Here is a 19,558-nt window from a genome sequence, read left to right on the forward strand (position 1 = left end):
CGGTTCACGCCTCCTCCAGCATCTGCGCGGCGGTGTCGACGGCCGCCGCCACGTCGTCGTCGGCGGGGTACAGCAGTGCGCGGCCCACCACCAGCCCCCGCACCCCGGGAAGCCGCAGCGCCCCGCGCCAGGCCGCGTGGACGACCTCCGGCGCCTCGCCCGGGTCGCCGCCCAGCAGCAGCGTCGGCAGCGTGGTGGCGCGCATCACCCGTTCCATGTCGTCCACGACCGGGATCTTCAGCCAGGTGTGCGCGGAGGTCGCGCCGAGCGCCTGGGCGACGTGGACGGAGCGGACGACCCCCTCGGGCGACAGGTCGTGGACGATCTCGCCGTCCACCCTGCGCGACCAGAACGGCTCGACCATGGCGACCAGGTCGTGCGAGGCCAGCTCGGTGACGGCCCGGCCGCACGCCTCCAGGGTGCGGGCGGTGGCCCGGTCGTCCACGCCGATCCGGCAGAGCATCTTGCCGCCGTCCAGGCGCGCCCGGACGATCGAGGAGGCGTCGTAGGCGGTGAACCGGTCGTCGAACTCGAAGGCCGACCCGTGCAGGCCGCCCCGGTTCATCGACCCGATGACGATCTTCCCCTCCAGCGCGCCGAGCAGCAGGAGGTCCTCCACCACGTCCGGGGTGCCCAGCACCCCGTCCACGCCGGGACGCGCCAGCGCCACGCAGAGCCGTTCCAGCAGCTCGGCGCGGCTCTCCATGGCCGCGGGGCGGCCCCTGACGCCCACCATGCCCCTGGCCGTGTGGTCGGCGGCGACGATCAGGAGCCGGTCGCGCTCCTGGAGCAGGCTCCTGCGCTCGCGTGCCGCCAGCGCCTCTGCGATCCGGCCGGGATGGCGGGCCCGGATGCTCGTCACCGTGGCCATGGCCGGGCCCGTGACCGTGGCCGGGCCCGTGGCCGCGGTCGTCGCCGGACCCTCGGCCGTGCCCGTGCTCGCCACCGGGCCCTCGGCCGTGCTCGTCACCGTGTCCGCCGTCGAACCGCCGGCCGTGCCCGTGCCCGTACCCGTCGCCGGGCTCGGGCCGCTGTCGAAGAAGTGCACCCCGTACGACCGCCCGCCCGGCCGGCCGGTGAGCAGGGCCGTCACCTCCTCCCGCCGGGGCATCGCGGGGGCGCAGGCCAGCCGGCCCGCGACGATCGCCCCGGCCGCGTTGGCGAACCGCAGCGTGTCCTCCAGCGGCCAGCGCTCCAGCAGGCCGTGGCACAGGGCCCCGCCGAAGGCGTCCCCGGCGCCGAGGCCGTTGACCACCTCCACCGGCACCGGTGGCACCCGCACGGTCTCGGACGCGGTCATGCCGAGCACCCCGGCCGGGCCCTGCTTGACGATCGCGAGCCCGACACCCGCCTCCAGCAGCACCTCGGCGGCCGCCTCCGGGTCGCGCGTGCCGGTGGCGACCTCGACCTCGTCGAGGTTGCCCACCGCCACCGTGACGTGGCGCAGGGCCTCGCGCACCAGGTCGCGGGCCTCCTCGGGCCGGGGCCAGAACATGGGACGGTGGTCCAGGTCCAGCACGGTGTGCGGGACGCGTCCCCTGGCCCGCCAGGCGGCGAAGTGCGCGCTCCGGGAGGGTTCCTGGCACAGGCCGGTGAGGGTCGCCCAGAACAACCGCGCCCCGGTGACGGCCTCCAGGTCCAGCTCCTCGGGGAAGATCTCGAGGTCGGGCGCCTTGGGCAGGCGGTAGAAGTACAGCGGGAAGTCGTCCGGCGGCATGATCTCGCAGAACGTCACCGGGGTCGGCAGGTGCGCCACCGCGGTGACGTAGCGGTCGTCGACCCCGTACTCGCGCAGCGCGTCGTGCACGAAGAGCCCGAACGGGTCGTCGCCGGTCCTGGTGATCACGGCGCTGGTACGGCCCAGCCGGGCGGCGGCCACCGCCACGTTGGTGGGACTGCCGCCCAGGTACTTGCCGAAGGTCTCCACCTCGCGCAGCGAGACGCCCACCTGCAGCGGGTAGACGTCGACGCCGGCGCGTCCCATGGTCAGGACCTCGATCACGGGCCCGCCCCGCCGCCCGGGCCGGCGAGCCCGTTCAGGTACGCCAGGCTCTCGGCCACGTTCTCCCGGGGGTCGGCGTCGGCCGCGTCCCCGGGGGCGATCACGACGTCCTGCTCCAGCACGTACCAGCCGTCGTACCCGGCCGCGGTCAGGCCCGCGACGATGGCGGGCACGTCCACGTCGCCGCGGCCCAGCGGGCGGTAGAGGCCCTCCTTGACGGCCCGGCCGTAGGGCAGCTCGCCCGCCCTGACCCGTTCGGCCATGGCGGCGTCCACGTCCTTGAGGTGGACGTGCGCGATCCGCGCGGCGGCCCGCGAGACCAGCTCGGCGGGGTCGGTGCCGCCCGCGAGCAGGTGACCGGTGTCCAGGCAGAGCTGCACGGGGCTGCCGTCGAGCACCCGCTGCACCTCGCCGGGGTCCTGCACCACGGTCCCGACGTGCGGGTGCAGGGTGACGGAGCGGCCGAACTCCTTGGCGCTCTTGAGGATCCGGCGCAGGTTGGTCATCAGGGTCTTCCAGGCGGCGGCGTCCAGCTCGGGCCTGGCGTCGTAGCTCTCGCCACCGGTGGAGGCGGCCAGCACGACCGTGTCCACGTCGCCGTCGGCGAAGGCGCGCATCGCGGCCCGGACCACCGGGAGCGGGTCGTGGTCGTCCTCGTGCAGGACCACCGGGACGAACCCGCCCACCGCGCGCAGCCCGTACTCGGCCAGCAGGGCGCGGCAGCGGGTCGGCGAGGGCGGCAGGAAGCCCTCGGGACCGAGTTCGGTGGCCGTCAGGCCCAGGTCCCTCATCTCGGCGAGCACCCGGGCCCGGTCCAGCTGGTACCCCCAGCCGGGGACCTCGCAGACGCCCCAGGAGATCGGCGCACCGGCAATTCTCACAGGACCACCTCCGCGACGCGTACCGGGCGCCCCTCGCGCCGGGAGAGTTCCGCGGCCTCGGCGAGATAGAGCGCGGCCAGGGCGTCCTCGACCGTGCAGGGACTCTTCGTCTCCCCTCGTGCCGCGCCGAGAAACGCGTCCAGCTCGGCCACGTAGGCCGCCCGGAACCGGCTCGTGAAGTCGGGCCACGGCTCGCCGGGCGGTTGCAGCCCTTCGACGCTGGTCAGCGGCGCGCATGGGCCGAGGCCGACGGCCCGGGTCCGCAGGGTGCCCGCCAGTTCCATCCGTACGTCGTACCCGGCGCCGTTGTAGCGGGAGCCCTGCAGGGTGACGAGCGTGCCGTCGTCCAGGGTGAGCAGCGCGGCGCTGGTGTCGACGTCCCCGGCCTCGGCGAAGAACGCCTCCCCCCGGTTGGCGCCGGTCGCGTAGACGGTCTCGGCCTCGCGGCCGGTGACCCAGCGCAGGATGTCGAAGTCGTGGATGTGGCAGTCGCGGTAGATGCCCCCCGACAGCGGGATGTACCCGGGGTCGGGCGGCCGGGGATCGGCGCTGAGCATGTGAACCCGGTGCAGCGTGCCCAGCTCGCCGTCGGCCAGCGCCCTGCGCGCCGCGGCGTACCCGGCGTCGAAGCGGCGCTGGAAGCCGATGTGCACGACCGTGCCGCTCCGCCTGACCGCGTCGAGCACGCGCAGGGTCTCCGGTACGCCGGCCGCGACCGGTTTCTCGCAGAACACCGGCACCCCCTCGGCGCAGGCGCGCGTCAGCAGCTCCGCGTGCGTCGCCGTGGGGGTGGCGACGACCAGCGCGTCGGCGTCGAAGGCGTCTCCCACCCGGGCCCCCAGCCTCGCGGCCACCGCCGCCGCCCGCCCGCCGTCCGCGTCGTTCACCACCAACTCGCCGACCCCGGGGTGCGCCGCCAGGGTCGCGGCGTGGAACGCCCCGATCCTGCCGAGCCCCAGCAGTCCAACACGCATGATGCCTCCGCGACAGGAGAGAGCGGCCGATCTCCAGTTCTAGGCGAGGAGCCGGTCGCCGTCAAGAATTTGTCAGGACATGAGGACGATGTCATCCCGTACGGGACACGAGGGCGGGTACGGTGACCGGCACGTCGGAACGGCCCGCACCGGCCACGGTGCCGACAGGGCATGCGCGGTCGGCAAGGCATGCGCGGACAGCAGGGCATGCGCGGTCGGAAGCGCATGCGCGGGCGGCAAGGCATGCGCGGTCGGAAGGACGCGGCCGGTGCGGCCCGCGCGGTGGGGACGTCAGCGGGGCAGGGCGGCCGCGAAGGCGCGGATCGTCTCGTCGGCGCGGTGGACCGGAAGACGCGCGAACCCCATCACCAGCGCGGGCGGGCCGGGGGCGTGGCGCATCGGGGCCACCGGCTCCGTGGACAGCCCGCAGGCCAGGGCCGCCTCCGCCGCCGGTGCCTCGTCCCAGCCGGCCGGCAGCTCGGCGAGCAGGTGGAGCCCGGCCGAGACGCCCCGCACGACGATCTCGGGAAGGTGCTCGGCCAGGGCCCCCGCGAGGGCGTCCCGGCGGGCCCGGTACTCCCGGCGCATCCTGCGCAGGTGCCGGTCGTAGCCACCGGTGGTGATGAAGTCGGCCAGGACGTACTGCTCCAGGACGGGTGAGCCGAGGTCGAGCTCGCCGCGGGCCAGCCGCAGCGACTCGGCGATCGGAGCCGGGGCGGCCACCCATCCCAGGCGGAGCCCGGGGGCGAGGGACTTGCTGACGCTCCCGGCCAGTATCACCCGGCCGGGGGCCAGGCCCTGCAGACAGCCCACGGGGTCGCAGTCGAAGCGGAACTCGGCGTCGTAGTCGTCCTCCAGGATCATCGCGTCGGTCGCGTCGGCCCACTCGATCAGCTCGGCGCGGCGCCGGGGGGAGAGCACGACCCCGGTGGGGTACTGGTGGGCGGGGGTGAGCAGCACGGCCCGTGCCCCGGTCGCGGCGAGGGCTCCGACGTCGATGCCCTCGTCGTCCACGCCGACCGCGACCGGGTCGGCGCCGGCCGCCCGGAGCAGCGGGAGCTGGCGCAGACTGGTGGGATCCTCGATCGCCAGCCGGATCCGGCCGGGACGCGCCGCGGGACGCGTGTCGTCCCGGACGAACCAGGCGAGGCCGTGCCGGTTCGCGACCTGGGGGAGCCTGCCGGCCAGCGCCTGGATCGCCAGGCTCAGCCCCTGGGCGACCCCGCCCACGATCACCAGCTCGTCCGGGCCGACGTCGGCCGCCCGGACCCTTCCGAGGTAGGCGGCCAGCTCCTCGCGCAGGGTGAGGACGCCACCGGGATCGCCGTAGTCCAAGGCGCCGTCGGGCAGCGAGGTGAGCGTCCGCCGCATCGAGGCCATCCAGCGCTGCCGGGGGAACCCGCTCAGGTCGGGCGCGGCGGCACAGCGCCCGGCGGACGAGTCGCGCCCGGCCGCCGGAGCCTCCACGGCCTCCCGGGCGGTCCCGCCCGGTGCGGGACGCCCGGCCCGCGGAAGGCTCCCGTCCGGAAGGGAGGGTCCGGCCGGTGGGATCCTCCCGGTGCGCGAGGACCCCCCGGTCCGCGGAGGGCTCCCGGCACGCGAGGGACCCGCGACCGCCGGAGGACTCCCGTCCGGCGAAGGTCTCTGGGCCGGCCTCTCGGTCCGCGAAAGGCTCCCGGCCCGCGAAAGGCTTTCGGCCCGCGGAACGCTTCCGGCCCGCGGAACGCTTCCGGTCCCCGAAAGGCTTCCGGTCCGCGGGACGCTCTCGGCCCGCGAGGGGCCGGACGTGGCGAAGCGGGCGGCGGCCGGGGCCACGGTGGTGCCCACGCCGACCCTGGAGAGCAGGAAGCCCTCGGCGACCAGCTGCTCGTAGGCCTCCACCACCACACCGCGGGAGAGCCCGAGGTCCCTGGCCAGCTCACGGCTCGCGGGCAGGCGGACTCCGGCGGCCAGCCGCCCGTGCCGTACGGCCTCGCGGAGCTCGCGGGCGATCTGGGCGGCGACACCGCCCGCCGACCGGTCGACGACGAGGTGCAGATCGGCCAATTGGCCCTCTTTTTCTCAGGATCATTGGACCCGGTGGACGAACCATTGCCTTCCTAGCATTCCGTACATGAACCACGATGTCAGCAGGTCGGAGCTGCGAGGGCCGGTCCAGGCCGCGGGCGGGATGTTCCTGGTGGGCACCCTGGCGGGGATCTCCGGGGTGATCGGCGACTACCCCGTCTACGGCGGCCAGGCCCTGCGCTACCTGGCGGCGGCCGTGATCCTGCTCGCCGTCGCCCGGCTGGCGGGGCTGCGGTTCCTGCGCCTCACGCCCCGTGAGGTGGCGCTGCTGGTGGCGCTGGCCCTGACCGGGCTGGTGCTGTTCAACGTGTGCGTGATCGAGGGCACCCGGCACGGCGGGCCCGCCCTGGTCGGCACCGTCCTGGGCGCCGTCCCGCTGGCCCTGGCGCTGTTCGGCGGGCGGCCCTCGCGGAGGGTCCTCGGCGCGGCGACGGTGGTCGTCGCCGGGACGACGGTGGCCACCGGCCTGGGCAGCGGCGACCCGGCCGGGCTGCTCTGGGCGCTCGGCGCGCTGGGCTGCGAGGTCTGCTTCTCGGTGCTCGCCCTCCCGCTGCTGCCCCGGCTGGGCGCGGTGCGCGTCTCGGCCTACTCCACGGTGCTGGCCGTACCGCTGCTGACGGCCGCCGGGCTGCTGGCGGACGGCACCGCGCTGGTCAGGGTGCCGACCGTGCCGGAGGCGGCCGGCCTGGCCTACCAGGCGGTTTTCGTGACGAGCGTGGCGTTCCTGCTGTGGTACGACGCCCTGCCGAGGCTCGGCCGGGGGACCGCCGGGCTGTTCGCCGGGCTGATCCCGGTCGGCGCCATCGTCACCGGCGTGGTCCTCGGCCTGAGCGTCCCCACCTGGCCCGACCTGCTCGGCGCGGCGCTGGTGGTCGCCGGGATCGCCATCGGTCTCAGCCCCAGGGGTTCACCCGCTGACGGGGCACGCTCACCCGCTGCGCCGGCACGTCGGCCCGCTGCGGCGGGCTCACCCGGCGCTCACGGCCCTCGGTCCAGCGGGACGAGTTCGCCCGCCGCCGGGAGTCACCGGCCCGCTCGGGACGGCTGACCCGCCATCCGTGGGAGCCGGGCGAGGACACGGCCGCCCTCACCGGGGCCAGGGCGATCGGCGCCTCGGTCAGGGCCAGGCGCGAGTCGGGCCAGCTCACCGGCCACTCGGGCGTCCGCCCTCCGGCCTCCTTGATGCTCGACAGCGTGATGGCGATCAGCGACACGGTCAGCCCGGCCACGATGAAGACGGCCACGAGCACCAGCATGACGATGCTTCCGGCCGGGACGGTGTTTCCCACGTCCATGATGCCCCTCCTGCTTCCCCGGGCGCTCGGCCCGGCCTGCTTCCAGCTTCTCCCCTCTCTCCGAACACACATGGACAAAAGCCGCATATCCCACCAACCCTTGTCCCGAATATTCGGTTTTCATCACATATGTCCCCTTGGGTTTGCCCGGTCGAGGGACGAACGCCCCCCGGCCGGCCACCGCGGCCGGGAGGCGTTCGTCCCCCGGGCGGCCACCGCGGCCCGGCACCCGGGTGAAGCCTTACCCTCTAGGGAAAACGGAGCTGACCCCCGCACGAAGGATCGACGACGATGCCCGAGTTCGACTACACCGACCTGCTTCCCCTGGGACCGGACGAGACGGAGTACCGCCTGATCACCTCCGAGGGGGTACGGGTCGTCGAGGCCGCGGGGCGCAGGTTCCTGGAGGTCGAGCCCGAGGCGCTGCGGCTGCTCACCGAGACCGCGATCCACGACATCTCCCACTACCTGCGCTCGTCCCACCTCGCCCAGCTCCGCAAGATCATCGATGACCCCGAGTCGAGCGGCAACGACCGGTTCGTCGCCCTGGACCTGCTCAAGAACGCCTCGATCTCGGCGGGTGGCGTCCTGCCGATGTGCCAGGACACCGGCACCGCGATCGTGATGGGCAAGCGCGGCCGGCACGTGCTCACCGACGGCGCCGACGCCGAGCACATCTCCCGGGGCGTCTACGACGCCTACACCCGGCTGAACCTGCGCTACTCCCAGATGGCCCCGCTGACCATGTGGGAGGAGAGGAACACCGGCTCCAACCTCCCCGCGCAGATCGAGCTGTACGCCGAGGACCCGGGCGGCCACGCCGACGCGTACAAGCTGCTGTTCATGGCCAAGGGCGGCGGCAGCGCCAACAAGTCGTTCCTGTACCAGGAGACCAAGGCGGTGCTCAACGAGGCCAGGATGCTCCGGTTCCTGGAGGAGAAGATCCGCTCCCTCGGCACCGCGGCCTGCCCGCCGTACCACCTGGCGATCGTCGTCGGCGGCACGTCCGCCGAGTTCGCCCTGAAGACCGCCAAGTACGCCAGCGCCCGCTACCTGGACTCCATCCCCGTCGAGGGCTCCCCCTCCGGGCACGGCTTCCGCGACACCGACCTGGAGGCCAAGGTCTTCGAGCTCACCCAGAAGCTGGGCATCGGCGCGCAGTTCGGCGGCAAGTACTTCTGCCACGACGTCCGCGTCATCCGCCTGCCCCGCCACGGCGCCTCCTGCCCGGTCGCCGTCGCGGTCTCCTGCAGCGCCGACCGCCAGGCCCTGGCGAAGATCACCCCCGAGGGGGTCTTCCTGGAGCGGCTGGAGACCGACCCGGCCAGGTTCCTGCCGGAGACCACGGACGAGCAGCTGTCGGACGACGTGGTGAGGATCGACCTCAACCGCCCGATGGACGAGATCCTGGCCGAGCTGACCCGGTACCCGGTCAAGACCCGCCTGTCGCTGACCGGGCCGCTCGTGGTCGCCCGCGACATCGCCCACGCGAAGATCGGCGAGCTCCTGGACGCGGGCGGCGAGATGCCCGAGTACCTCAGGAACCACGCGGTCTACTACGCCGGCCCGGCCAAGACCCCCGAGGGGTACGCCTCGGGCTCCTTCGGCCCGACCACGGCCGGGCGGATGGACTCCTACGTCGAGCGCTTCCAGGCCGCCGGGGGCTCCAAGGTCATGCTGGCCAAGGGCAACCGCTCCCAGCAGGTCACCGACGCCTGCAAGGCCCACGGCGGCTTCTACCTCGGCTCCATCGGCGGCCCGGCCGCGCGCCTGGCCCAGGACTGCATCCGGAAGGTCGAGGTCCTCGAGTACCCCGAGCTGGGCATGGAGGCCGTCTGGCGGATCGAGGTCGAGGACTTCCCCGCGTTCGTCGTGGTCGACGACAAGGGCAACGACTTCTTCACCGACTCCACCGGCCCGGTCCTGACCATCGGCCGCCGCTGACCGGCCCCGGGCCGACCCGGGCCGGCCCTGGGATCGGCCCGGGTCGACTCGACTCGATCCGGGCCGGCTCGGCCCGCACCGTCCCGGCCCGAATCGGTGAATTCGGGAAACGTACGGGATCGGCATGATGTCACTCTCGGTTTCCGAACAATCACGAGAGAGAAAATCTGACCGAAGTTGGCAAGAAGATTCGGCCGGGTCTCTACTGGTCGCATTACGCAAATCGGTAAGCTGCACCACATGCGTGCGCCACCCGGATACCTTCTCGCCGCGCGCTACCGGTTGTCGGAACCGGTCGGCCGAGGCGGCATGGGCACCGTTTGGCGAGCGCAGGACGAGCTGCTCAACCGCGAGGTGGCGGTCAAGGAGGTCCGTCTCCCCCTGATCCTCGACGAGGAGCTGCGCGCCGAGCTGTGCGCCAGGACCGAGCGCGAGGGACGGGCGACCGCGATGGTGGCCCACCCCTCGGTCATCACCGTCTTCGACGTCGTCACCGAGGACGAGCGCCCCTGGATCGTGATGGAGCTGCTGCGCGCCAGGTCGCTGGAGCAGCTCCTTCAGGACCACGGCCCGCTGCCGCCGCGTCAGGTGGCGGAGATCGGCCGCCAGGTCCTGGGTGCGCTGCGCGCCGTGCACGCCAAGGGCATCCTGCACCGCGACGTGAAGCCCAGCAACGTCCTGGTCACCGACGACCGTGCCGTGCTGACCGACTTCGGCCTGGCCGCCCTGGAGGGCGACGTGTCCATCACCCAGGCCGGCATCGTGCTGGGCTCGGCCGGGTACATCGCCCCCGAGCGCGTCCTGGGCGCCAAGGCCAGCCCTGCCGGTGACCTGTGGTCGCTCGGCGCGACCCTCTACACCGCCGTCGAGGGCAAGGGCCTGCACGGGCGCCGTACGGCCGCCGCCGCGCTGGCGGCGCTGACCAGCGGCGAGCCGATCCCCATGGAGCGCGCCGGGCCGCTGGCACCGGTGCTGCGCGGCCTGCTCATGATCGACCCGAACGCCCGGCTGGACACGGTCCGGGCGGCGCTGATGCTCGCCCGGGTGGCGGCCGGCGGCACGGCCGAGGACCTCGTCCCCCGGCCGCCCGTGGCGCGGCCCGGCTCCAGGCCGTACGCGGACGGGTCCGGCAGGAGCGCGCCGGCCTCGGCCCCGCCGTTCGGCCGCCGCTCGCAGCACCGCGGACTGCACCGGGTCGGCTCCGCGCCGCCACCGGCCCCGCGTCCCACCTCGCCGGTCTCGCCGCCGCCACCGTCGGGACCGTCGTCGGGGCCGCAGTCGGGACCGTTCTCGGCACCGGGGCAGTCGCGGTCGCACCGGCGGACGAACGAGGGCGTCCACCGGAAAAATGTAGACATTTCTGTAGGAAACAACTCTTTTGTCCGTTTCATGACGCCGTTCATCAGGTTGGTCCTCCCACGTCTTCTCTGGCCGAGGGAACTCCGTAAGCGCGGGTAAAGCACTTCTCAAGGGGGAATGGCTATCTTCTTCTCATGCCGGAACAGCAGACGCGCGTGCTCGCGGACCGTTATGAGCTGATCGCGCCAATCGGCCGGGGGACGATGGGCACCGTGTGGCGGGCCCACGACCGTTCCCTCGGCCGTGAGGTGGCGATCAAGGAGATCCGTCAGGAGCCCGGGCTCAGCGAGGCGGAGCGCACCGAACTTCGGGAACGGATGATCCGCGAGGGTCGTACGGCCGCCCGCATCAGCCACCCCTCGGTCGCCACCGTCCACGACGCCATCGTCGAGGACGGCAGCCCCTGGATCATCATGGAGCTCGTCCAGGCGCGCTCCCTGGAGCAGGTGATCGAGGAGGAGGGTCCGCTCCCGCCGCGCCTGGTCGCCGAGATCGGGGCCGACCTGCTGGGGGCGCTGCGCGCGGCCCACGCGCAGGGGGTGCTCCACCGCGACGTCAAGCCCGGCAACGTGCTGATCACCGAGAGCGGCCGGGTGGTCCTCACCGACTTCGGCATCGCCAAGGCCGAGGGCGACACGAGCCTCACCAAGACCGGCATGGTGATCGGCTCCCCCGGCTACACGGCACCGGAGCGCGCCCGTGGTGAGCACAACGGCCCCGAGTCCGACCTGTGGTCGCTGGGCGCCACCCTCTACTTCGCGGTCGAGGGCCGCCCGGCCTACGAGCGGTCCTCGGTGGCGGAGACGCTGGCCGCGCTGATGAGCGAGCAGGTCGACCCGCCGACCCAGGCGGGACCGCTCCGGCCGGTGCTCGAACAGCTCCTGGAGAAGGACCACACGGCGCGCCTGACGGCCGCCCAGGCGAGCGCGATGCTCCGGGCGGTGGCGGACACCCCCACGCACCTGGCGAACTCGCTGCCCTCCACCCCGCCCCCCCGCCGCACCGCCCCGCGCGACCCCGGCACCCGCGCGGCCGTCCGCGACCACTCCGACGGACGCACCCGCCCCGAAGGACGCGCCCGCCTCGAAGGACGCGCAGCCGGAACGCGCCGAGCCGGCCGGGCTCCCGGAGGACGCCGACGCCGCGAAGCACACCGGCACCCCCGGCGTCCCCGCAGCCCCGGACGGCCCGGACGGTCCGGACGCCTCCGGGGACGACGACGGCGCGGGCGGTTTCGACGCCGACCGCACGATGGTGGTCATCCGTCCCAAGGACGGCCTGCGCATCCCCGCCGAGCCGGCTCCCCCGGTGGCCGCCCCGGGCCGGTCGACGGCCTCGCCCTACCCGGACCGTCCGGTGTCCACCGACCTCGGCAGGCCGGTCGCGGGGCGGCAGAACTCCCCCTCCCTCGGCACGCCCGTCGCCCGGGGGCCCGTGACAGGCCGTTCCTCCGGTGCCTTCGAGGAGACGGACGTCTCCTCGTCGGCCACCCCGCCCCACGGCTTCCCGGTGGCGGGGTCCGACCCCTCCCCCACCCCGCCGCACGGCTTCCCCGCGACCGGGCCGGACTCCGGGCCGTCCACCGCGGTGCTCCCGCCGGTCCCGGCCCCGGCAGGTCCGCTGCCGCGCGCACCCCTGCCCGGCGACCGGTCCCCGGGAGCGGGCGCGCCGTCCGGCCTCCCCAGGCACCCGGGCCCGGCGGCCCCCCAGCCCTGGCGCCCGCCGGGGCCCGAGGCCGGCCGCTCCCCCGGCCTGGGCACCGATCTGTTCGCGATCGCCGGGCAGAACGGCCATCCGGTTCCCGGGCAGCCGCAGGCCCCGCCCCGCAAGCCCAAGATCGGCATCTTCGTCCTGATGGGGGTGGCGGCGATCGCGCTCGTGGTGATCATGATCCTGGTGGTGGTGGCCTTCACCTGAGGAACGGCCCGCCGGGGCGGATCCTCCGTACGCGACACCCGTCGATGCCCGCTCAACCGGTTTGATTCCTCTCATAGGACGCAGACTGGATCCATGAGCGAGTATCGGATCGAGCATGACTCGATGGGCGAGGTACGGGTGCCGGCGGGCGCGAAGTGGCGGGCGCAGACCCAGCGGGCGGTGGAGAACTTCCCCGTCTCCGGGCGCGGGCTGGAGGTCCCGCACATCGCCGCGCTCGGCCTGATCAAGGCGCTCGCCGCCGAGGTCAACGCCGAGCTCGGGGTGCTCGACAAGGAACTGGCGCGGGCGATCGCCGAGGCCGCCACCGACGTCGCCGAGAACGAGTGGGACGGCGAGTTCCCGGTCGACGTCTTCCAGACCGGTTCCGGCACCTCCTCCAACATGAACGCCAACGAGGTCATCGCCACCCTCGCCGAGGAGCGGCTGGGCAGCCCCGTCCACCCCAACGACCACGTGAACGCCTCACAGTCGTCCAACGACGTCTTCCCCACCTCCATCCACGTGGCCGCCACGACCGAGGTGTCGTACCACCTGATCCCCTCCCTGCGGCACCTGGCGACCGCGTTGCGCGAGAAGTCGCTGGAGTTCGAGGGCGTGGTCAAGGCCGGCCGGACGCACCTGATGGACGCCACCCCGGTCACCCTGGGACAGGAGTTCGGCGGGTACGCCACGCAGATCGACAACGGCATCGCGCGGGTGCGGAGCGCCCTTCCCCGCCTCGCCCAGCTCCCCTTGGGCGGCACCGCGGTCGGCACCGGCGTCAACACCCCGCCCGGCTTCGCGGCCAAGGTCATCGAGCGGCTGCGCGAGGCCACCGGCCTGCCGTTCGCCGAGGCCCCCGACCACTTCGAGGCCCAGGGCGCCCGCGACGCCCTCGTCGAGCTGTCCGGCCAGCTCCGCACGGTCGCGGTCTCGCTCAACAAGATCGCCAACGACCTGCGCTGGATGGGCTCGGGCCCCCGGGCCGGGCTGGGCGAGATCAACCTGCCCGACCTGCAGCCCGGCTCCTCGATCATGCCGGGCAAGGTCAACCCGGTCGTCCCGGAGGCGGTGACCATGGTCGCCGCCCAGGTCGTCGGGAACGACGCGGCCATCGCGTTCGCCGGCGCGTCGGGCACGTTCGAGCTCAACGTGATGCTCCCGGTCATGGCGCGCAACATCCTGGAGTCGGTGCGGCTGCTGGCCAACGTCTCCCGGTTGCTGGCCGACCGCTGCGTGCACGGCATCACCCCCAACGTCGAGCGGATGCGCGAGTACGCGGAGTCCTCGCCGTCGATCGTCACCCCGCTCAACCGGTACGTCGGGTACGAGGAGGCCGCCAAGATAGCGAAGCAGGCCCTGGCCGAGCGCAAGACCATCCGCGAGGTCGTGATCGAACGCGGTCACGTGGCCAACGGCACCCTCACCGAGGAGAAGCTCGACGACCTGCTCGACGTGCTGTCCATGACCCGGCCGCCCTCGCAGCCCGGGTGAGCCCGCCGGCCGGGATGTCCTCATCCCGGCCCCCCGGCGTCACCGCTGCCGGGCACCTGGAAGACTTCTCGGCATGACCCAGATCAAGTTCTACGGCCGCCGGGACGTCTGGTCCGGCCGGCGCCGGCATGTCTCCGACCTCGTGCACGGTTGCCTGGTGGACGTCTGGCAGCTGCCCGAGGACAAGCGGTTCCACCGGTTCCTGCTGCTGGACGCCGAGGACATGATCTGCCCGCAGCGCAGCGAGCGGTACCTCATCGTGGAGATCGTCTGCTTCAACGGCCGGTCGGACGAGGCCAAGCGCAAGCTGATCCGCGCTCTGTTCACCCGGGCCGGTGAGGTGCTCGACCTGGCCGCCGAGGACCTGGAGATCATGATCATGGAGTCCCCCAAGACCAACTGGGGCATCCGCGGCCTCCCGGGCGACGAGCTGACGCTGATGTACCCGGTCACCATCTGACCGCCGCTTCACCGCTGGAAGGGCTTTGGGCGGATGCCTCCGCGTCCGACGGCCCGGAAAGCCGGACCCGGGGCGGCGGTCCGCCACATAGGCGTACGGCGCACTGTGGGGACGGGCGACATGGGCCGGAACCCGGGGCGTGCTTAGATTCGGCAGCATGATTGACCTATCCGGCCGCAGGGCCGTGGTGACCGGAGCGGGCAGCGGGATCGGGCGTGCCTGCGCGCACCGGCTGGCCGCCGCCGGAGCGCACGTGGTGGTGGTCGACGTCCAGGCCGAGGCCGCGGCCACGGTCGCCGCGGAGATCTCGGGCACCCCCGTCGTGGCGGACCTGTCGGAGCCGGACTTCGTCCGGGCGATCCCGTCCGGCGCGGACATCGTGGTGAACAACGCCGGGTTCCAGCACGTCTCCCCGATCGAGGAGTTCCCCCCGGAGGTGTTCTCCAAGATCCTCAAGGTGATGGTGGAGGCGCCGTTCCTGCTGGCCAGGCAGGCCCTTCCGGGGATGTACGAGCGCGGCTGGGGCCGGATCGTCAACATCTCCTCGGTCCACGGCCTGCGCGCCTCTCCCTACAAGTCGGCGTACGTCACCGCCAAGCACGCCCTGGAGGGGCTATCCAAGGTGATCGCCCTGGAGGGCGCCGCGCACGGCGTCACCTCCAACTGCGTGAGCCCCGCCTACGTCCGTACACCCCTGGTGGAGAACCAGGTCGACGCGCAGGCCGAGACCCACGGCATCGGCAGGGACGAGGTGGTCGAGCAGATCATGCTCGCCCCCGCCGCCGTCAAACGGCTGATCGAGCCCGCCGAGGTGGCCGAACTCGTCGCCTACCTCTGCGGCCCGCACAGCTCCTCCATCACCGGCGTCTCCCTACCCCTGGACGGCGGCTGGACCGCCCGCTAGTCAAGAATGGGCACCACGAGCCACACGTCACCGCGAACAGGCCACCCAAACCATCCCAGGGGACCCGCCCCCATGAGACCGCGCCAAGTGACCGGCCCAGTGAGGCCGCGCCGCGCCGGTGACCGGCCGTGAGGCCGCGCCGGTGACTGGACTGAGGAGAGGGGAATCGTGAGGAACGAACGATCCCCCTCGACGAGGGAAGGAACCGGATCCGAGCGGCCTCACCGCGACGCGAAGCGTCGCCATCAACACTGAGGAGAGGGGAATCGTGAGGAACGAGCGATTCCCCTCGACGAGGGAAGGAACCGGATCCAAGCGGCCGAACCGCGACGCGAAGCGTCGCCATGAACACTGAGGAGGGAGGGGTCGTGAGGAACGAACGATCCCTCCCTCCGAAAGAGGGAACCGGATCCAAGCGGCCGAACCGCGACGCGCCAGCGTCGCCAAGCAACACCGTCTTTCTCGAGCTCCTCGCCAGGGAGGCCTCGGCCGTGGAGTTCGAGGCGCCCGTCCTCGCGGCGCGCGGCAGGGGGGTCGATGCGCGGGAGCTGGCGGAGCTGGAGGAGGCCAAGCTCGTCGCGCTGAGGGTCCGGGCGCTGCTGCGGCGCAGGGCCAAGCGCGAGGCGGAGCTGTCGGCGCTGTTCGACACGGCGGGCGACCTGGCGGGGCTGCGTGACCTGGACGCCGTCCTGGAGGCCATCGTGCACCGGGCCAGGCAGCTGCTCGGCACGGACACCGCCTACATGACACTGCACGATCCCGAGCGGGGCGACACCTGGATGCGGGTGACCGACGGCTCGGTGTCGGCGAAGTTCCGGGCGTTGCGGCTGGCCATGGGAGCGGGGCTGGGCGGGCTGGTGGCGCAGACCGCGACCCCGTACTCCACGGCCGACTACTTCGCCGACGAGCGCTTCCGGCACAAGACCCACATCGACGACGCGGTACTGGAGGAGGGCCTGGTCGCCATCCTGGGGGTGCCCCTCAAGCTGGGCGCCCGGGTGATCGGCGTGCTGTTCGCGGCCAACCGGAGCGTGCGGCCCTTCACCCAGGACGAGGTGGCACTGCTGGGCTCGCTGGCCGCGCACGCGGCGGTGGCGATCGACAACGCCCGGCTGCTGCAGGAGACCAGGAACGCGCTGGACGAGCTCAGCGAGGCCAACCGGCAGGTGAACGCGCACAGCCAGGCCGTGGAGCGCGCCGCACTCGCGCACGACCGGATGACCGGCCTGGTGCTGCGCGGCGGCGGGGTCGAGGACGTGGCGGCGGTGGTGACCGAGGTGCTGGGCGGTTCGCTGACGGTGCTCGACGACGCCGGGCACCCGATCGCCGGGGACGCGGGTGTGCTGGCCGGGGAGGCTTCCGGTCAGGTGCCCTCCGAGTCGCGTACGAAGGACAGGACGTCCGGCCGGGTGTCCTCGGGACCGCGCACCAGGGAGGGATCGTCCGGACAGGCGCTTTCCGGGCCGCGTACGACGGCGGAGGTGATCGCGGAGGCGGCGCGGTCGTCGAGGACGCTGGGACGCACCGTGCGGCGGGGGGACCTCCTGGTCGCGTCGGTGGACGTGGGCGCGGAGCCGCTGTGCACGCTGGTGCTGCGCGTCGGCGGCCAGGTGTCCGACGCCGACCAGCGCATCCTGGAGCGGGCCGCGCTGGTCACCGCGTTGCTGCTGCTGTTCCGGCGCTCGGTGGCCGAGGCCGAGGGCCGGGTCAGGGGGGAACTGCTCGACGACCTGATCTCCCGGCCCGCGCTCGACGGCCTGGCCGACCGTGCCCGCCGGGTGGGGGTGAACCTGGAGGCCGACCACGTGGTGGTCGTGGTCCGCCACGGTGGCGGGCGTGACCGGGCCGCCTTCTGGGCGTCCTCCCAGGCGGCCCTGAGGCAGGGACTGGCGGCCCAGCGCGGTGACGAGGTGGTCCTGCTGCTGCCGGGGTCCCGGCCGGGGCCGGTGGCCGAACGGGTGGCGGCCGAGCTGAGCGCCTCGCTGGGCCACCCGGCCACGGCGGGCGCCGGGGGTCCCGTACGGGGGCCGGCGCAGGTGGCCGCAGCGCACCGGGAGGCGCAGCGCTGCGCCGACGCGCTGGTGGCGCTGGGACGCTCCGGGGACGGCGCGGGTCCCGAGGAGCTCGGCTTCGTCGGCCTGCTGGTCGGCGAGGGGCGCGAGATCGGGACGTTCGTCGCCTCCGCGCTCGGCCCCGTGATCGACTACGACGCCCGCAGGGGCACGGCGCTGGTGCGGACGCTGGACGCGTACTTCGGTACGGGCTGCTCGCTGTCGCGTGCGAGCGAGAGCCTGCACATCCACGTCAACACCGTCACCCAGCGGCTGGAGCGGGTCGGGCAACTTCTCGGCGAGGACTGGCAGTCCCCCGACCGGGCCCTGGAGATCCAGCTCGCCCTGCGCCTGCACCGCCTCAGCGGCTGAGACCTGTCCCGCACCGGCCGCACGGGCCGCGGAGCAGGCCGCACAACCGCACGGGCCGCGCCAGTCGCGCGGGGCCCGGGATCCCCCGCCCGGGCCCGCCCGTCCGGCCGTCCACATAGATCACCGGAAGGCTATGGCGGCCACGCCCATAGGAGTGACGCACGTCACTCCGTACGGTTGCCGAAACCCCCCAACGGCGACCCCTGGTGAGTGAGATGGCAGAGAATACCCGCACCCCCATCGGCAAGATCGTCGGTGCCAGCCTGATCGGTACCACGATCGAGTGGTACGACTTCTTCCTGTACGGCTCCGCCGCCGCGCTGATCTTCCCGAAGCTGTTCTTCCCCGAGTCGGAGCCGCTGGTCGGCACCCTGCTGGCGTTCCTGACCTACGCGGTGGGGTTCGTGGCCCGGCCGCTGGGCGCCCTGGTCTTCGGGCACTACGGCGACCGGCTCGGCCGCAAGAAGCTGCTGGTGCTCAGCCTGATGCTGATGGGCGCGGCGACCTTCCTGATCGGCTGCCTGCCGACGCACACGGCGATCGGCGTCGCGGCCCCGTTGCTGCTGACCGCGCTCCGGCTCGTCCAGGGCTTCGCGCTGGGCGGTGAGTGGGGAGGCGCGGTGCTGATCGTCTCCGAGCACGGCGACGCCGAACGCCGAGGCTTCTGGGCCTCCTGGCCGCAGGCGGGGGCTCCGGGCGGGAACCTGCTGGCCACCGCGGTGCTGGCCCTGCTGGCCGCGGTCCAGAGCGACGAGGCGTTCCTGAGCTGGGGCTGGCGGATTCCGTTCCTGCTCTCCGGCGTACTGGTGCTGATCGGCCTGTGGATCCGGCTGACCATCAGCGAGTCGCCGATCTTCCAGCAGGCCGTGGCCAACGCCGAGCCCGCCCCGTCGATGCCGATCGTCGGCGTGTTCAGGTACCACTGGCGGGACGTGCTGATCGCGATCGGCGCCCGCTTCGCCGAGAACGTCTCCTACTACGTCCTCACCGCGTTCGTGCTGGTCTACGCGACGACCACGGCCGGGCTGACGAAGGGCGTGGTGCTCAACGCGGTGCTCATCGGGTCGGCCGTCCACTTCGTCTCGATCCCGATGTGGGGCGCGCTCTCCGACCGGCTCGGCCGCAGGCCCGTCTACCTGCTCGGCGCCGCCGGGGTGGGCCTGTGGGCGTTCGCGTTCTTCCCGCTGATCGACACGAAGAACTTCGCCGCCGTCACGCTGGCGGTGACCGTCGGACTGGTCCTGCACGGCGCCATGTACGGGCCCCAGGCGGCCTTCTTCTCCGAGCTGTTCGCCACGAGGATGCGCTACTCGGGCGTGTCGATCGGCTCGCAGCTCGCCTCGATCGTCGCGGGCGGACTGGCCCCGCTGATCGCGGTCGCCCTGCTGGACCGCTACGACTCCTCACTCCCGGTCATGCTGTACGTGGCCGGAGCCGCCGTGCTGACCCTGATCACCGTGTACGTCTCCCGGGAGACCCGCGGACGCGATCTCGTCACCATCGGCACCCACGACGAGGCCAAGACCACCCGCTGAACCGTACGGAGAGACATCTGATGTGCAGTACTGATGGCGACGCTCCGCGTCGCGGTTCGGCCGCTCTGATCCGGCTCGTTCCCTCGTCGCTCATCCGCTTCGCTCCTGCTTGCCTGCGACGCTTCGCGTCGCGGTTCGGCCGCTCGAACCCGGCTCCTTCCCTCGTCACTCATCCGCTTCGCTCCTTCGCTCCTCGGTCCAGTCCCCGGCGCGGCCTCACGGCACTCCTCGGTCCAGTCACCGGCGCGGCCTCACGTACTGATGGCGACGCTTCGCGTGGCGGTGAGGCCGCTCGAACCCGGC

The 19,558-nt window shown here is 73.1% G+C and carries 14 protein-coding genes and 2 pseudogenes; 10 read left to right on the forward strand and 6 right to left on the reverse strand.

Annotated features, from left to right (window positions below; genetic code table 11):
• Positions 1-4: 4 nt before the first annotated feature.
• From ABD832_RS31560 to ABD832_RS31580, 5 genes and pseudogenes are all read right to left on the reverse strand, one after another.
• A complete protein-coding gene (locus ABD832_RS31560) occupies positions 5-871 on the reverse strand; it encodes a class I fructose-bisphosphate aldolase (protein ID WP_344902704.1) in 867 nt (288 codons plus the stop codon).
• Positions 872-1,078: 207 nt separating this feature from the next.
• A pseudogene (iolC, locus tag ABD832_RS31565) lies at positions 1,079-2,002 on the reverse strand (5-dehydro-2-deoxygluconokinase); the annotation flags it as partial.
• On the reverse strand, positions 1,999-2,883 hold the full coding sequence (locus tag ABD832_RS31570; RefSeq protein WP_344902586.1) for a TIM barrel protein: 885 nt from the start codon (positions 2,881-2,883) through the stop codon (positions 1,999-2,001). The gene ABD832_RS31570 and the pseudogene iolC, both read right to left, overlap by 4 nt.
• Positions 2,880-3,857, reverse strand: coding sequence for a Gfo/Idh/MocA family protein (locus tag ABD832_RS31575; RefSeq protein ID WP_344902589.1), 978 nt, complete (start codon positions 3,855-3,857; stop codon positions 2,880-2,882). The genes ABD832_RS31570 and ABD832_RS31575 overlap by 4 nt, the downstream gene beginning before the upstream one ends.
• 291 nt (positions 3,858-4,148) lie before the next feature.
• Positions 4,149-5,903, reverse strand: coding sequence for an aminotransferase-like domain-containing protein (locus ABD832_RS31580; protein ID WP_344902592.1), 1,755 nt, complete (start codon positions 5,901-5,903; stop codon positions 4,149-4,151).
• A 67-nt stretch (positions 5,904-5,970) separates the two neighbouring features.
• Between ABD832_RS31580 and ABD832_RS31585 the strand changes: the two genes are divergently transcribed.
• The 4 genes and pseudogenes from ABD832_RS31585 to ABD832_RS31600 form a co-directional block, all read left to right on the forward strand.
• Entirely contained in the window at positions 5,971-6,972 is a 1,002-nt protein-coding gene (locus ABD832_RS31585; RefSeq protein WP_344902595.1) for a DMT family transporter, read from the forward strand.
• 538 nt (positions 6,973-7,510) lie between these two features.
• Positions 7,511-9,163 carry a fumarate hydratase gene (locus ABD832_RS31590; protein ID WP_344902598.1) on the forward strand — a complete coding sequence of 551 codons (1,653 nt, stop codon included), beginning with the start codon at positions 7,511-7,513 and terminating at the stop codon, positions 9,161-9,163.
• A gap of 240 nt (positions 9,164-9,403) precedes the next feature.
• A complete protein-coding gene (locus ABD832_RS31595) occupies positions 9,404-10,621 on the forward strand; it encodes a serine/threonine-protein kinase (RefSeq protein ID WP_344902601.1) in 1,218 nt (405 codons plus the stop codon).
• A 104-nt stretch (positions 10,622-10,725) separates the two neighbouring features.
• A pseudogene (locus ABD832_RS31600) lies at positions 10,726-11,388 on the forward strand (serine/threonine-protein kinase); the annotation flags it as partial.
• On the opposite strand, the gene ABD832_RS31605 reads toward ABD832_RS31600, so the two are convergent.
• The gene (locus tag ABD832_RS31605) at positions 11,301-11,507 is read right to left on the reverse strand and encodes a hypothetical protein (protein ID WP_344902707.1); all 207 of its coding nucleotides are present in this window, start codon (positions 11,505-11,507) and stop codon (positions 11,301-11,303) included. The pseudogene ABD832_RS31600 and the gene ABD832_RS31605 sit on opposite strands and share 88 nt — an antisense overlap.
• A gap of 266 nt (positions 11,508-11,773) precedes the next feature.
• Here ABD832_RS31605 and ABD832_RS31610 point away from each other — a divergent pair, with 266 nt between their 5' ends.
• The 6 genes from ABD832_RS31610 (at position 11,774) to ABD832_RS31635 (ending at position 19,255) form a co-directional block, all read left to right on the forward strand.
• The gene (locus ABD832_RS31610; protein WP_344902710.1) at positions 11,774-12,439 is read left to right on the forward strand and encodes a hypothetical protein; all 666 of its coding nucleotides are present in this window, start codon (positions 11,774-11,776) and stop codon (positions 12,437-12,439) included.
• Positions 12,440-12,532: 93 nt separating this feature from the next.
• The gene (locus tag ABD832_RS31615) at positions 12,533-13,933 is read left to right on the forward strand and encodes a class II fumarate hydratase (protein WP_344902604.1); all 1,401 of its coding nucleotides are present in this window, start codon (positions 12,533-12,535) and stop codon (positions 13,931-13,933) included.
• Positions 13,934-14,006: 73 nt separating this feature from the next.
• The gene (locus ABD832_RS31620) at positions 14,007-14,393 is read left to right on the forward strand and encodes a tautomerase family protein (protein ID WP_344902607.1); all 387 of its coding nucleotides are present in this window, start codon (positions 14,007-14,009) and stop codon (positions 14,391-14,393) included.
• Between the two features lie 157 nt (positions 14,394-14,550).
• The gene (locus tag ABD832_RS31625; RefSeq protein WP_344902610.1) at positions 14,551-15,297 is read left to right on the forward strand and encodes a 3-hydroxybutyrate dehydrogenase; all 747 of its coding nucleotides are present in this window, start codon (positions 14,551-14,553) and stop codon (positions 15,295-15,297) included.
• A gap of 344 nt (positions 15,298-15,641) precedes the next feature.
• Positions 15,642-17,720 (forward strand): helix-turn-helix domain-containing protein, encoded by a 2,079-nt coding sequence (locus tag ABD832_RS31630; protein ID WP_413224503.1) that lies wholly within the window; start codon positions 15,642-15,644, stop codon positions 17,718-17,720.
• A gap of 215 nt (positions 17,721-17,935) precedes the next feature.
• Positions 17,936-19,255 (forward strand): MFS transporter, encoded by a 1,320-nt coding sequence (locus tag ABD832_RS31635; protein ID WP_344902615.1) that lies wholly within the window; start codon positions 17,936-17,938, stop codon positions 19,253-19,255.
• Positions 19,256-19,558 lie beyond the last annotated feature (303 nt).

It is taken from the genome of Streptosporangium longisporum (genome assembly GCF_039534895.1).
GTDB classification, from domain to species: Bacteria; Actinomycetota; Actinomycetes; order Streptosporangiales; family Streptosporangiaceae; genus Streptosporangium; species Streptosporangium longisporum.

What these genes read in the sequence shown, in the direction of transcription:
- ABD832_RS31560 (WP_344902704.1), bottom strand. Translation starts at nt 871, where the DNA reads ATGGCCACGGTGACGAGCATCCGGGCCCGCCATCCCGGCCGGATCGCA.
- ABD832_RS31575 (WP_344902589.1), bottom strand. Translation starts at nt 3,857, where the DNA reads ATGCGTGTTGGACTGCTGGGGCTCGGCAGGATCGGGGCGTTCCACGCC.
- ABD832_RS31585 (WP_344902595.1), top strand. Translation starts at nt 5,971, where the DNA reads ATGAACCACGATGTCAGCAGGTCGGAGCTGCGAGGGCCGGTCCAGGCC.
- ABD832_RS31590 (WP_344902598.1), top strand. Translation starts at nt 7,511, where the DNA reads ATGCCCGAGTTCGACTACACCGACCTGCTTCCCCTGGGACCGGACGAG.
- ABD832_RS31595 (WP_344902601.1), top strand. Translation starts at nt 9,404, where the DNA reads ATGCGTGCGCCACCCGGATACCTTCTCGCCGCGCGCTACCGGTTGTCG.
- ABD832_RS31610 (WP_344902710.1), top strand. Translation starts at nt 11,774, where the DNA reads ATGGTGGTCATCCGTCCCAAGGACGGCCTGCGCATCCCCGCCGAGCCG.
- ABD832_RS31615 (WP_344902604.1), top strand. Translation starts at nt 12,533, where the DNA reads ATGAGCGAGTATCGGATCGAGCATGACTCGATGGGCGAGGTACGGGTG.
- ABD832_RS31620 (WP_344902607.1), top strand. Translation starts at nt 14,007, where the DNA reads ATGACCCAGATCAAGTTCTACGGCCGCCGGGACGTCTGGTCCGGCCGG.
- ABD832_RS31625 (WP_344902610.1), top strand. Translation starts at nt 14,551, where the DNA reads ATGATTGACCTATCCGGCCGCAGGGCCGTGGTGACCGGAGCGGGCAGC.
- ABD832_RS31630 (WP_413224503.1), top strand. Translation starts at nt 15,642, where the DNA reads ATGAACACTGAGGAGGGAGGGGTCGTGAGGAACGAACGATCCCTCCCT.
- ABD832_RS31635 (WP_344902615.1), top strand. Translation starts at nt 17,936, where the DNA reads ATGGCAGAGAATACCCGCACCCCCATCGGCAAGATCGTCGGTGCCAGC.